Below are 15,205 nucleotides of genomic sequence, written 5' to 3'. Positions count from 1 at the left end.
ACTCTGCGGTGAATCAAAGGCTTAACTTTTATATACTTTATTACTAATGTATATTTTATGGTCTGCCCAAAAGACTTTTCTTCTGTTACACTCCTCCAGAATCATTTCTGCCTACAACGACCTCGGGTATGCATCGGTATATATACATCAGTTTATGTTTCGTTTTGTTCAGCACGCTAGCTGCGGCTGAGCCGAAAATACAAAACCCGGTTTTCCAACCGCTGTCCACAAAAAATGGCCTTCCTCAGGATGTGGTTAACGACATTGTAGTCGATAACGAGGGCTTTGTTTGGATTGCGACAGACGGAGGATTAGTTCGATGGGATGGTGTAGAGACAAAAGAAATTGATAATAGCGACAATCTTTTTTCAAACAGCTACATCTCACGCCTAACCATTCAAGAGGGGGAGGCGCTCTTTGTTAGTGTGTACGGCAAAGGAATTTATCGCGTCGACCTTGATACCCAAGCGATTGAGCAGTTAACGCCTACGCCCTATAAATATTACCAAGACTACATACAATTTGCCGATGCCTTTCACTGGCAAGACAGCACACACCTTATTATTACCCTATCGGAAAACGTTCAGCGTCTGAATACGCAAACCGGTGAGATTGAAAACCTAGCCACGCTTCCGGATGACCTCATCCAGCTTTCTCAAGGTATTCGTTATGCCATCACTGTTGACGAGATACTTTTAGTGGCAACTTCGGCGGGCGTTTTCACTCTGGACACATCCAAAACCTCTGCGACGCTTGAAAAGCTTGACTACCTAAACGGTATCGCTGCCACCGAAGATAACCAAAACGCAAAGTTTCTTATGCAAGACGATAGCGATAGAGTTTGGATTGCCACAGTTAACGGCGTTTTTACAACTGATAAAGAGAGTTTTCTGGCGCAGGTTCGCGAAGGAAAAAATAGCCGGTTTGAACAAGCCATATCAGGCCCTAACGTATGGACGATGGAGCAGTCGAAGGAGAATGCGTTCTGGCTAGGTACAAACAGGGGCTTGTACGAGCTGAGTAAAAAAGAAGGCAGGTGGACTTACGAGCATATTCTTGAGCCCAACAACGGTCGCTCGGCATTGTCAGATAAGAAAATTGCTGCAATAGCAACAACCAGTGATGGGAACCTTTGGCTTAGCAGCATATTTGGTGGAGCTTTGCATTTTGTAGTGCAAAGCTCTGAGATTTACACTATTCAAAATGAAAGACAAGCCAAGACCGATAAGCTTAGCGACAATGTGGTATGGGCGCTTGCAGAAACCACACCAGGTAAACTGTGGATTGGAACTGCTAACGGCCTAACTCACCATGATTTGTCTACGGGAACGTCTACGCATTATTTTAAAAAGGCCGTTGAAGATTCTTTGCTTGGATTGAATAACATCGACCGAATAGCTCCTGCGCCTAACGATAAACTTGTTATCCAAAGATATGAAGGCATGAGTTTATTTGATCCAAAAACCGGCCTGGCGAGCTCATTACCGACAAAGGATAGCAGTGATAAAAGTTTACTGGATGCGTGGGACGCGGGCTTCTCGATAACCTCTGATGGGCAACTGTATTTCATCGGAGAAAACGAGTTTTACAAGTATGATTTTGCTAGTCAGACGCTGACAGCACTGCCCTTTGATCCCGCCATCTTAGATGTAAAATTTGCGAGTAGGTTTCTGGGAGAATCTGAATATCACAACAATGATATGTTTTTGGCTATGGAAGGTGGGCTCTGGTTAATCAACAGGAAAACCAACGAGCCAAAACTTGTATATCGGTTTTCTGAAGGTGACCGATTGAATGAACAGTCTGTAAATTCTTGGGTAATTGATAATACCGGTGTTTTATGGCTAGCCCACAGCGGGATTGGTTTAATTGGGCTTGATGCTGATACGTTTGAACCTTTGTATAAGTTGAACGATACCAATCTGTTAAAGACCAATATTGCCTATGGGTTGCAAAAAGATCGCGACGGTAATATTTGGTTTAGCTCTCACAAGGGTCTTCATCGCTACTACCCTTATGCCGGTAAAATACAGAATTTTATCTATGGAAGAGAACTGTCGGTATCAGAATTTAACGAGGGGGCATCCATTCTCTTAGAAGATGGGCGTTTGGCGTTTGGTTCTACCAGTGGGGTTATTATATTTGCTCCAGAGCAATTAGACACTGCCGAGGCTGGGCGAAGTTTATCGGCGCGGCAAACCGCTATTACAGAAGTTTCTCTTGGTCAGCGCCAACTGCCCCAAGCGCTTAAAAATTTAGATGGCCAGCATTTTGAGTTGGCCCATGATGATTATGGCTTAACCATTCACTTCTCATCGCTGGTTACATCAGGTGTCGGCGAGATAGAGTACTATTACAAACTCCTCAGTGGTAACAAACTTATCTCAGAGGGTATCACCGAGGACGCTAAGATAACCTTAGCCAATTTAGATCCAGGAAAGTACAGTTTCTCAGTCGCACCCACGCCCAGCAGTTTTGAAACTAGCTACCGACCAGCGCAAATAACACTGACTGTTCCTTATGCACCGTATCGCTCCCCAGCAGCCTACACTGTGTATGCTGTCTTGATTTTAGCGTTGGTGGCGTCGTATTTATTCTCTCGTCACAAGGCATTGGTTACGCTACGCAAAGCGCAGCAGCAAGTATCACTCTTTAGTGACGCATTTAAGCAAACGCGTGATTGGGTTCTTATCTTTGATGAAAACAAAGAACTTGTAGCTGCCAACCCGGCCTTTGAGCAGGTGTTTGGATTTAATCAAAAAGAACCGTTGAAGAAGCAGTTAAATCGACTTTATCTTCGTTACCCAAATTTAGCTCGGCAGCTCTCTGACAAACTGGTCAACATGCAGGGTGGAGATTTTTGGAAGGATAAAGGCGTCATCGACGGAGCCGACGGCAAACGTTACGACGTCCTCATAGACATCAGTGCCATAAGCAGAAGCGGTCATGTGCCAGGACACTATTTAATTGTTATTTCAGATATTTCAGAACAAAAGCAAGCTGAGCGGAAGCTTCTGAAAATTGCAACCTACGACAGTTTGACCGGCTTGGTGAATAGAACACTATTGCTCGACCGTCTAGAGCACGCCATTGCCCTTGCTCGTCATCACGGCCATCGAGTGTCTGTCATGTTTGTTGATCTAGATAGGTTTAAAGGAATAAACGACTCTTTAGGGCACGACTATGGTGATAAGCTACTTCGCATTGTGGCCAATAGAATGCGCAATTTGGTTGCAGATTCCGGCACAGTTGCCCGCTTAGGGGGGGACGAATTTGTTATTGTTATTGAAGAAGTAGACAACGATGATGATTTAAGCCCATTTGTTGGGCAGATTATCGAAGCCGTGGAAACCCCTATATCCCTATCAAGTGAGGTACTGCGAGTGTCTTGCAGTATCGGAGTTGCGTTTTACCCTGACGATGCTCATGAGCCTGCGGAACTCATCAAGCAGGCTGACGTAGCAATGTATACGGCGAAAAAAGACACCCTCAATGGTTTTGCTTATTTCACCAATGATATGAATGAAAAGGCGAAATCACGGCTGCTGTTAGAGAATAGGGTAAAACGCGCCTATTCTGATGATTGTTTCTTCAACTACTATCAACCCATTACAAATGCGCAAACCAACCAAACCGTTGGCGTGGAGCTGCTGCTGCGAGGAAAGTTAGACGACAAGCCTTTGTTCCCAGACCAGTTCATTCCTGTGCTAGAAGAGCTAAGATACATTATAGAAGTCACGCGAAAGGCAATGCGTAGAGCGGCGTCGGATTTGTCTGAATGGTATCAAGACGGATTTACTGGATATGTTTCTATAAACCTTTCTGCTCTGCATTTTAAAACTGAATTTGACCTAAACAGTGTCTTTGATCTGCTAAAGGAGTTCGATTTACCTGAACACGCATTCCGTTTTGAAATTACGGAAGGGGTATTGATAGATGATACAGACAATGCACTTCGCCAAATTCAACGTTTTGTCGATGCCGGATTTGTACTGGCCCTTGATGATTTTGGTACAGGTTTTTCGTCTTTGAGTTACCTTAAGCGTTATCCTCTCTCGGTACTAAAAATTGATAAGAGTTTTGTGAATGAAATGGCGCCTGGAAATGCCAACGAGGCTTTGGTGTCTACCACTATTTCACTTGCCAGCAATCTGAAGATGAAATGCATAGCAGAGGGGGTAGAAACAGGCGCTCAAGCTACGGCATTACTCAATAGAGGATGTATATTCCACCAGGGCTATTATTATGCGAAACCGGCATCTGCTAAAGAGATAAAACCGTTATTATTTAAACAGTGGTAACAAACTTTGAGGTTAATGATTTCGCTCAATGTTTCAGCAATCCCTTCATAATAAAACTATAGCGGCGACTATAAAAAAACTAAATTGTGCTCGCCATCCCACGGTCTGTGCAGGTTGTAAAGTAAACGCCTGTTTAAAAAGCTTGTCATTCTATAAAAAATAAGGCTTATTATACTTCTGTGAAATCATTGTAAAAATGAGCTACATTATAACAACAAATGAGTGAACTATGCCGCTAGATATGACAGCAAATGCAAAAAGCACGGAAGTAATCGAATCGCCATTAAGTATGTTGTACCACTGGGAAAAGAGCCGTGGGGATGACGTATTCCTTACTCAGCCTATCAAGGGCGAATACCATGATTTTACATGGAAGCAAGTAGCCAATCTTGCAAGACGAGTGGCCACCAGACTCTGCGAAATGTCGCTACCACCAGGTAGTCGAATTGGCATATTTTCTAAAAACTGTGCCGAATGGTTTATCACAGATTTAGGTATCATGATGGCAGGGCATATTTCGGTGCCTATATTTTCTACCGCGGGTCCAGATACCGTTCAGTACGTACTTCAGCATGCTGACGTACAGCTTCTGTTTGTCGGTAAATTGGATAATACAGAGCAACAGGTGGCTTCTATTCCGTCAACCTATAAAACGGTGGCGTTCCCATATCCTAATATCCCAGCGACTCAGCAGTGGAACGAATTTATTGATTGTGAGCCGTTGCAAGCTTCACCGGTGCACGACATGAACGATGTAATGACTATCATTTACACGTCTGGCAGTACGGGGCAGCCGAAAGGGGTTGTTCACAGTTACAATACAGCCTGTTGGGCAGCGAGACGCTCGCTAGATCAGCTAGGTATTAATGAAAACGATAGAACACTCAGCTACCTTCCTCTTGCCCATATTACAGAGCGGGTGTTGGTTGAATTGTCGAGCTATTACAGCGGTGGAAAAATCCACTTTGTAGAAGACCTGGCGACGTTTCAGCGCGATGTGGCACATTGTCAGCCTACGCTGTTTATCTCGGTGCCTCGTTTGTGGACTAAGTTCCAAATGGGCGTGCTCGCTAAAATGCCACAGAAGAAACTCGATACACTTCTCAAAATTCCTATCTTAAATAAAATCGTGGCGAAGAAAATTCGCAATGGACTAGGTATTAATAATGCTAGGCTGTGGGCAAGTGGTTCCGCACCGTTAGCCCCTGCTGTTATCGAATGGTTTGCAAAAATCGGCATCAATATCTCCGAAGGGTGGGGCATGACCGAAAATAGCGCTTACGGTACGGGCAGTGTGCCTTTCAGGCACGACAAAATTGGCTGTATTGGCAAGCCCTATGAAGGCGTAGACATTCGAACGTCAGACGAAGGTGAAATTCAGGTTCTGTCGCCGTGCAATATGATTGAGTACTACCGAGAGCCAGAGAAAACTGCAGAGGTATTTACCGAAGACGGGTACCTGCGTACCGGGGATAAGGGCGTGATAGATAGCGATGGTTACGTGAAAATCACCGGTCGTCTCAAAGATATCTTCAAAACAGCGAAAGGGAAGTATGTAACGCCAGCGCCTATTGAAGCTAAGTTTATGGAAAACCCTGTGGTAGAACAGGTGTGTGTGACCGGTACAAACCTCCCTCAACCTGTTGCGCTTCTTGTGCTTAGTGAAGAGGCGCAGAAAAAAGACAAAGCGGCTATTGAAGCAAGCCTGACAAAAACCTTCGAGAATATTAACGCCAAGCTAGAAAGCCACCAAGTTATGGACAGGGTGGTGATTATGAGTAATGAGTGGAGCATTGAAAACGACCTTCTTACACCGACACTCAAGGTGAAACGTCATGTTCTAGAAGAACGTTTTGTTGATGTAATTCAAGGCAATTACACTAAAAAGTTAGTTTGGGTAGATGCTTAGCGCAAAGTGCAAAGTAAAGAGCGGCTAAATTAGGGTTTAGCCCTCGACTAAAAGTTGTAAGAGAAAAGCAAAGTATAAAACGAAAAAGAAACGGGGCTTCTTATCAAAAGAGCCCCGTTTTTATATGCAGTGTTTGTCTAATAAGCTTGCAGGTGGCAGTGCTAATGCCTTGCAGGTGGCAGTGCTAATGCCTTGCAGGTGGCAGTGCTAATGCCTTGCAGGTGGCAGTGCTAATGCATAGCTAATTGTGTACTTATAATGTCAAAATATTGGATATGATTACTGCGTTTCTTCGTAGCGCTGCTGAAGACCTTGATACACTAAATCGCTGAAATTGGGTTTTGATAAATCAAGCGAGTTCATTACTTCTACCAAGTGTTCGTTATCTTCTCTACCGCCCCATAATTTAATATAGGTACCCTCTTTGTATCCGTTATCTTGTCGGAAAAAGTTAAGTACATTTTTTCCAACGTATTGCCGATAAAGTTCATCAGGCGACATCTCGCATTGCGCAACAATATGCATAAATAGCGGTACGCTAAATCGCTTGGCGGCACACAAACCCGTCATTAGTTCTAAATTGTCTAATAACGACTGGTTGGCGACGTCGTAGTTGGTATTGTCGAAGGTTACATTAAGATTGCTGGCTGCTAACTCTGCCGCAATGCTCTCTGCCGACGCAGAAATATCGCCTTTAAAATCGATAATGCAGGCGCTTAGCGCAAAATGCCAAATATCGACTAATTCCATTTGCAGCTGTGGCAGGTCTTTTTGCTGTGCTTTCCACCATTTCCAGCCGTGATGTTCTATGGCTTCTACCGATTCGACCATAGCAGCTCTTAAATAACCGTAGCCAGCATTCAGCCAGTCGGGATTTACTTTTGCATTCATTTTATCTTGAAGTGAAAGCATGGTGGCTAGCTGTTGTGCGCTTAACATTGAGGCTCCTGTTAATCAGTTTTTGCGATAGGAATCGCCATTCGTCTATTGCGGTAATTACGTGGTTGTGAAGTTTACTGGAAGGGCGCCTTGGTATAAATACTTTTTGCATATCAATGGTGCACTTGCACCAAAGAAAAACTAGGGTTTCATTCATTATCGATTGCAAAATTTTTATGTTGTTGATAATTATAGGTTTTAAAGTTGGCATCTTACCTGCTAAAGCTATTGTGTTAACTGAGCTGCGTAATTGCAGAAAATCTGACTGGGTGCCAGGCAACACGCATTCAGATGGTAATTATGTGGTCCGTAAACCTTACCCATACAGAATTTTCGTGTCCTGAGGTCTGTATGGGTTTTTTTTTAATTTCTGCACATTTTCCCTCCTTTCGTCTTCATATCTAGCCGTTGCCATAAAAAATAAATCACTTAACACCGAGTTGAATTGCGATACACTAAAATATCACTACAAAAAGGGCTCAGTCATTTTATGCTCTGCATGAAATGGACTAAATGCTGATAACAAAAGGATTTTTAGAGTGCTTGCGCTATATCCATCAAACAAATTAGAGCATCTTAGCTTTCTGCTAACGTCCCTGCTAAAACAACAGCCTTCAGGTGTTTTTTCTCCTGAAACCATTCTTGTTGAAAGTCCCGGAATGCAACACTGGATTAGTATGCAGCTTGCCCGTGAGCAGGGCATAGCCATGAACCTCGATTTTCCTCTGCCTGTAAGATTTATGTGGAACACTGCAAGAGTGGTGCTAGGCAGCGAAAAGGTTCCTCGTCAGTCTCCTTATCGACGTGAAGTTCTCACGTGGCGAATCGATAACATTTTGCAAGATGATGAGCTGATGCAGTCCGATGCGTTCGAGCAGGTTCGTCGTTATTGGATCGGTGCAGGTAGTGAACAAGAACAGGGTGTCCAGCGATTACAACTCGCAACTGCGCTTGCAGACGTTTATGAACAATATTTGCTTTATCGACCAGACTGGCTATTTGCTTGGGAGCAAAGTGAGCGAATTGTGTTTGACGATATGGAGTTGTGGCAAAGCGAAATATGGCGAATGCTTACAAAAAATCAGCCGCTGCATCCCGCTAGACTTCACAAAATGACGCTTGAGGCGCTTGAAGCCGGTCAGATACCTGCTGACTTACCGTTGCGTATTGTCGTGTTCGCCATTAATACCATGGCGCCGCAGCTAATTGCGTTTTTTGATGCGTTGGCTCAGCATATCGATATCCACATCTTCCATTTGAATCCTAGCGTCAATTACTGGGGAGACGCAAAAAGTGACAATGAACTTGCTAGACAGCTTCGTATGGAAGGGCTTGAAAAGTGGATGTCACAAGAACAAAGCAACCCCTTGCTTGGTAATTTGGGTAAGCAAGGTAGAGAGCTGTTTAATTTACTTACCGATTTAGACACTTTCGAGATAAGTGCTTTTGATGCTCCTGAACTAGACGACTTAGGCGCTAACATACTAGGCGATACCTTACTAGGCGATAACACAGACGCAAACGGTGAAAAAGCACGTAATGCGTCTAATTTGCTCACCCGCATTCACAACGACATATTGCACGCTGCGCCTGCAGAGCCTATAAACGAGTTCGAAGTCGCAGAGCAAGACGATAGCGTGACTATTATGTGCACTCACTCAGCCCTACGTGAGGTGCAGGTGCTGCACGACCACCTTTTACACTGGCTTTCTCAAGACAGTGCGCGTACTCCGTCAGATATTTTAGTTATGTGCCCTGCTATAGAAAACTACGCACCCTTTGTAGATGCTGTTTTTCATAGAGTGGGAACTAAGCCGCAACGCAGGGAGGGAACCACACGCTTACCCTGTTCGATAGCAGATAGAAGCCCTATGGACACCGAGCCGTTAATTGCAGCCTACATGGCGCTATTGCAGCTGCCAGATAGTCGGTTTGGCGTGTCGGATATTATGGACTATTTACAGCTAGACTCTGTGCAAAAGCGCTTTAACGTTTCCCAAAGTGATATTGATCAAATGATCGTGTGGTTAGAGCAGGCGCATATTCACTGGGGGCTTAACGCTAAGCATAAATCTGCCGTTTCCGAAGGTGTCACAACAGAAAATACGTACAGCTGGTGGTGGGGCATTCGCCGTTTATTGATGGGAATGTTAGCTCCAGACAGTGAAGTAGTGATTGATGAAACACTCACAATTCCTGATGTAGAGGGCCAAAGTGCGTTGATCCTAGGCAAATTAGTGCAAGTTATCGAGTTACTTGGACGGTTCGCCAATGAGCTCACCACTCCACGCACACCTAAAAAATGGGCCGAGGATTTATTAACACTGCGAGACGCGTGTTTCGTATCTACTAAAGAGCAGGAGCAAAGTTGGGATTTAATCGCCAAAGTATCAGCCGATTTATACGCACGCTGCCAAGAAGCGGGTTACGAGCATGCACTGAGTCTGCGCCAAATTAAAGATCTGTTGCTTAGCCGCTTCTCCTCACCTGATGCGGGAAATCACTTTATGACGGGGCAGGTAACGGTTTGCTCCATGCTTCCCATGCGCAGCATACCGTTTAAGAAAGTATGTATTTTAGGTTTGAACGACAGTGAGTTTCCGCGAAAAGCAACCCCGCTAGGACTCGATTTAATGGCGGGGCCAGCGAGACGATTGGGCGATCGCTCTCGACGTTTAGAAGACAGGTACCTTTTCCTAGAAGCCATTATCTCTACTAGAGACAGCCTATACTTGAGCTATCAAGGTAATGACGTAAAAAATAACAGCGAGCGTCAGCCCAGCTTAGTGCTGGCTGAATTTATAGATATGTTAGAGAACGGCTATGAACTCGATGTATCTCTGTACACAAAATTTGCACCGCTGCACCCCTTTAGTGAGTCTGCATTTACGGGGGCTTTACCCAGTTATGAAACCGGTTGGTTACGCTTGGCAGATGCATTACAGCAAGCAAAGATAGCAGCAGACGAAAAGAGTAAAGCATCAGAAGAGAACGCAAATTCATCAGCTAACGAAAACAGCGCAATTGCGCAGAATAGTGCTTCTGAACTTAGTGCTACGTTAGATGACGCTCATAGTGCTACAGACACCCGGCTGTCCACAATGCAGGTTGCAAGGGCATTTAAAGATCCTTTGGAGTACTTTTCACAGCAACGTTTGGGTGTCAATCTTTCGCATTCTTTTACATTACTTGAAAATAGTGAACCCTTCGAAACTAACGCTCTTGTGCGATACCAAGTGCTAGACGCTATTTTCTCGGTGCCCACAAGTCAGGAGCAGCCAACAAGCTATGATAATGTCGGCGAGCAAATAGCGAAATTTGCAATGTTGCGTGGCGATATTCCAAATAACCCGGTAGCCCACGAAGAACTTCAAATGTGGAAGGACGGTGCGCTGGCCCTGAACCAAGCCATTGGGCCCCATGACGCTGAAGCCAAAACGGCCTCTTTTACAGGTCAATATATCACCTTCACAACAACTGCTTTTGAGGCTGCTGATAGCCTAGTTCAGCGTTGTGCAGGTAAAATTAATGATACAAGAGCGCTGTCGTATTTCATGTCTCAGCTGGTTTTTAGTGCCAATACCGACACTCATACCTATAGCGGCTACCCACTGGATATTTATTATTGCAGTTGGGAAAAGGGTGAAACCACATTAATTAAGCGACGGTATGCTCCGTTTGATACCAGCACAGCGCAGAATATTCTGCTGTTTATTGAGCAACTGTACATTTCAATTTTCACGGCTCCCACACCGCTTTATGCCAGTCAGTTTAATGATTTGGTGCCAGGAAAGCGAAACTCTGAAAGTAAAGCATTGGTAAGTGATATTACGCCGGCAATATTTAATGAAGTTGTTCAAGCGCTACAGCGCTACTCACAAATACCTGGAGCACGTTTACGCGTTAAGAATGGTTGTGCATGTGAAGAAGACATAGGCTCAGAGAAACCTGAGCAGATAATACAACGCACAATCGATTTGTTTGAAAGTTCAACGGCGCAGCGGTTGTTGCGAGGCTGGGAACAGTCTACGTCTCAGTACGGACCAAAAATGGCTGACGATCCCTACTTAAAATGGCTATTCCCCGATGGTATATCGTGGCAAAGTTTGCCCTGTGTTGAGGGGTTTATTTTGTTTGCCATGGTGGCCAATTCTGCTGAGGAGGAAAAGCTATGAGCAATGCAAATCACAACGGTACAGTATCTCAACTTCTCGATGTACCAAACATGCCGCTCTACGGGCGTCACCTCATTGAAGCCAGTGCAGGAACCGGTAAAACATTCAATATCACTCGCTTGTATTTACGGCTGCTGCTAGAGAAAAAGCTTACGGTAAAAGAAATTTTGGTCATGACTTTTACCAAAGCGGCAACCGAAGAAATTAAGGGTAGAGTTGCAGCCACGCTTCGCGATGCAACGGCTGTGTTTCAGCAGGTGAGTAGCAACGAAGGTGATATTCCCGAAGGACTCGATCCCGTCTATGAGCATCTTCTAAAACTCGGTGATATAGAAGAGAGTTTAGGTCGCTTAAAAGCAGCACAGCTCGAACTCGACGAAGCCTCGGTGTTTACAATACACGGATTCTGTCAGCATGTTATTGGCCAACTAGCCTTTAACAGCGGCTTTGCGATGTCGCTAAACTTGAGTAAAGACACGAGTGAGCTTTACCTGCAGGCATGTGAGGACTGGATACGAAAAGTAAGTAGTGGTATTGATAATTATACAGAGAATGATTTTTTGCTATTAGCCTCGTCGGGCTGGCATGTGCCTGAACGTTTACTCAGTGAGTTCTACACCAGTTTACACAGTAATTTAACCCCGCTGTTGCTTGATGAGGAGTCCGTCGAGACTTCGTTTCAACATAATTTAAATAGTCACCCTGATACGCATCAGGCTCAATTCAGCGTATTTTTAAACAGTATTGAAGAAAACGAGTCACTCATTTATCAAGAACTGATAAAAACGCCTGCGCATAAAAAGACACGACCGACTGAACTTGAGGCTCTCAAAGTATGGTTGAGAGGAGGGGAGTTTACAGACGCTCCAGATGAGGCGAAGGCGTTTCTAGATAAGAGACGCTATTCACGCAATTCATCGGGCGTAAAAGACATTCTCAGTCCGATAAAAGATTTCACTAAAGCAATTGAGCTAGAGATTGCTGAAAGAGATAAAACGTTGGCTCAGCTACCGGTTTTCACGCTCATTAATGAAGCTATTTCATTTGTTAAGTCAACGGTAGAAAAACAGAAAAAACAGCGCGGTATTATTGATTTCGATGACCTTATCAATATGTTAGCGGCAGAAGTTGCTAGGCCAGGCAACTCGTTGGTAGGTGAACTTCGCAAAAAATTTCCAGTGGCGCTGATTGATGAGTTCCAGGATACGGATGCCAATCAATATGCCATCTTAGATGCGGTTTACCCAAATATCCGTAAGCAGAAAGACGCCATAGAGCCAAATGCAGAGCCAACTATTGAAGGCGATTATGTCAATGAGAGAAATACTTATGCGCTGTTGATGATTGGTGATCCAAAACAGGCAATCTATCGCTTTCGAGGAGGCGATATCTTTACCTATTTAAAAGCAGGCAAACAAGCAGACTTTCGCTGGGTAATGAATACAAATTGGCGTTCTGTCGAAGGTATGGTGAGTGCTTATAATCGCCTATTTTACGGTGCTCCCCTTGCCTCTGAAGAGCCAACCGATGTTTTTGGCTTCGGCATTAACTATACGCAGGTTGAATTTACGCAAAAAGCCGCCGCGGCTAAACATCCGCTGTATGATCCCTGTGAGCATCGCCGTGCGATGAATTACGTAAGCATGTTTTTAGATGACAAACAGGATGCCGACACCATGCGTTGTCAAATGGCACTGTGGATTGCACAAGAAATTTATCGTTTATTGAATGAGGCGAAGTTTGACGAGGCGTCGTCCCGTCGTCCCGTGAAACCAGCAGATATAGCGATTTTGGTGAAAGACCGAAACGAAGCAAGTGTTATAAAATACGTGCTACAACAGCACGGGTTAGCCTGCGTTTATTTAAGCGACAGAAGTAACTTATTTCTTACTCCAGAGGCAAAAGACGTACTGCGTTTACTCAACGGTATTTGGCACGCCAGTGATAGTGACAAAGTTGCGGCGTGTCTAGCGTCGCCATTATGGGGCTACACCCCCAAGCTTTTAGTTGATTTACTGTTTCACGAAGATGACGGCCTGTGGGATATGGCGTATGACCGCGTGCTTACATTGCGTGAGCTATGGCTGCAAAAGGGGTGTATGAGTGTATTACTGCAGCTAATGCAAGAGAGTTATACGCCCTTTGGAAACGACGTAGAGAGAGCGCTCACAAATTACCAGCATCTTGCTGAAGTACTTGAAAAAGCAAGTACCACGCATCAAAGGCCAGAACAGTTGCTCGATTGGCTAAATAAACAAATCCATCAGCCTGAATCTGACGAGGAAATGACCCTTCGCTTAGAAAGCGACAGTGAACTTATTCGCCTTATCACCCAGCACGGCTCTAAAGGATTAGAATATCCCATTGTATTTGTTCCTTTTGCAACCGGATATAAAGATCCTGGTAAAAATGGCAAATCCATATCTCAAATTTTCACCTATTACGATGAAGACAAGCAAGGGCTGCAGCTGCAACTAGGTCAAACCAAACAAGCCATTGCGAGAGTGCGAGATGAAGGGGCTGCCGAAGATATGCGACTGGCCTATGTGGCTGTTACTCGAGCAGCCCATCGCTGTTACATGGGCGTGATCCCGCTAGATGGAAATGAGAAAAGCGCATTAGCGCGTGCTCTTGGTATTACTAAAGAAACTGACGCAAAAGATAATACTGCTGCGTCAGAGGGCGACAACGCATGGATAAACGCGCTTAACAGTGTGAGCGCGGAGACGGATGCTCACAGCTGCCATATTAGCGCGGATGAAATTGATATTACGTATTCCAGTTTCAATCACGAAGACACTGTACCTCAGCTTTACACGCTTCAATTCACTGGTACTGAAAGCGAAAACTGGCGACTGTATTCCTTTTCAGCGTTGAGCCGACTTACTACTCAGGGCAATATTCCTATAGCCAATAATAACGTGCAAACGATTCCCGTTATTCAAACCGCCCGTGACGAAGAGTTTTCTACTTTTGCTGACGGTCGCAGTGAAAGTTCAGATTTGAATCAATACGATGCTGCTAATGCCGCGTTGACCAATCACGTTGAGGCGGCTAACCAGTTGCGATTTACGCTTACTAAAGGGGCAAGTGCGGGCAACTTGTTACATGATCTGCTAGAGCTCAATGACTTTAGCGCACCAGAATGGGAAGAGCATGGCCCTGAATTACTAAATCGATTTGGTCTTGAGGAAGACAAAGCCGACTTTTTATATGAGTGGTTAAATGAAGCGCTTGAAACGCCGCTTTATCCTCAAGAGAATTTGACCTTGAGCACTCTTCAACTGGGGCAAACGCTTAGAGAAGCTGAGTTCTATTTTCCTATGAATGAGAGTAAGTGGTCGAAGCTAAGCCGAGTTTTACAAGAGCACAGAGCAGAGCTTGCCAGCCACTTTAATGGGCAAGCTCTCACGGTCCCCCGGCTTATGACAGCAAGTCTGGCGGGCATGATGCACGGCTTTATCGATTTATTGTTCGAGCATGAAGGTAAATATTATGTGGCAGATTATAAATCTACTTGGTTAGGTGACGAGATTGCCAATTATAATCCTGGTGCACTTTTTGAGAACAATCAGCATCATTTGTACGACTTGCAGTACCTTATTTATAGTCTTGCACTGCATCGCTATTTGAAAAATACGCTAGTGGGCTACCAACCAGAGCAACATTTTGGCGGCGTGTATTACTTATATTTGCGAGGAATGCACCCAGAGAATCGAGAGGGAGAAGGGGTATTTTTCACGCCAATTTCAAAGCATGCTTTGCACGCGTTAGATAGTCTTTTTGATGGCGAAGATTTTCAGTCTACCCCATCACCCCAGACATCAGACGCAGGGCATCAGCATTCCTTTGGCTTTTCTGACGAAGAAGGGGAAGAGTGA

Annotated in this window: 5 protein-coding genes; 4 read left to right on the top strand and 1 reads right to left on the bottom strand. The window is 44.6% G+C overall.

Annotation, left to right across the window (positions count from 1 at the left end; translation table 11 throughout):
* Positions 1-128 precede the first annotated feature (128 nt).
* Together CW735_RS11035 and CW735_RS11030 are read left to right on the top strand one after the other, a co-directional pair.
* Complete coding sequence (locus tag CW735_RS11035; protein WP_100972113.1) at positions 129-4,301, top strand: EAL domain-containing protein; 4,173 nt, start codon at positions 129-131, stop codon at positions 4,299-4,301.
* Between the two features lie 229 nt (positions 4,302-4,530).
* On the top strand, positions 4,531-6,210 hold the full coding sequence (locus CW735_RS11030; protein ID WP_071979861.1) for an AMP-binding protein: 1,680 nt from the start codon (positions 4,531-4,533) through the stop codon (positions 6,208-6,210).
* 279 nt (positions 6,211-6,489) lie between these two features.
* Here the strand turns inward: CW735_RS11030 and CW735_RS11025 are convergent, their stop codons facing one another.
* Positions 6,490-7,149: a dUTP diphosphatase gene (locus tag CW735_RS11025; protein WP_071979860.1), complete on the bottom strand. Its 660-nt coding sequence runs from the start codon at positions 7,147-7,149 to the stop codon at positions 6,490-6,492.
* A gap of 539 nt (positions 7,150-7,688) precedes the next feature.
* Between CW735_RS11025 and recC the strand changes: the two genes are divergently transcribed.
* Both recC and recB read left to right on the top strand, forming a co-directional pair.
* Positions 7,689-11,324, top strand: a complete 3,636-nt coding sequence (recC, locus tag CW735_RS11015) for an exodeoxyribonuclease V subunit gamma (protein WP_071979858.1) — start codon at positions 7,689-7,691, stop codon at positions 11,322-11,324.
* Positions 11,321-15,205 carry an exodeoxyribonuclease V subunit beta gene (recB, locus tag CW735_RS11010; RefSeq protein ID WP_100972111.1) on the top strand — a complete coding sequence of 1,295 codons (3,885 nt, stop codon included), beginning with the start codon at positions 11,321-11,323 and terminating at the stop codon, positions 15,203-15,205. Before recC ends, recB begins: the two co-directional genes overlap by 4 nt.

This window comes from Alteromonas sp. MB-3u-76 (assembly GCF_002831605.1).
GTDB classification, from domain to species: domain Bacteria; phylum Pseudomonadota; class Gammaproteobacteria; order Enterobacterales; family Alteromonadaceae; genus Alteromonas; species Alteromonas hispanica.
This window is presented reverse-complemented; position numbering and strand designations above follow the sequence as displayed.

Coding starts and splice junctions, on each gene's coding strand:
- CW735_RS11035 (WP_100972113.1), top strand. CDS start 129: ATGCATCGGTATATATACATCAGTTTATGTTTCGTTTTGTTCAGCACG.
- CW735_RS11030 (WP_071979861.1), top strand. CDS start 4,531: ATGCCGCTAGATATGACAGCAAATGCAAAAAGCACGGAAGTAATCGAA.
- CW735_RS11025 (WP_071979860.1), bottom strand. CDS start 7,149: ATGTTAAGCGCACAACAGCTAGCCACCATGCTTTCACTTCAAGATAAA.
- recB (WP_100972111.1), top strand. CDS start 11,321: ATGAGCAATGCAAATCACAACGGTACAGTATCTCAACTTCTCGATGTA.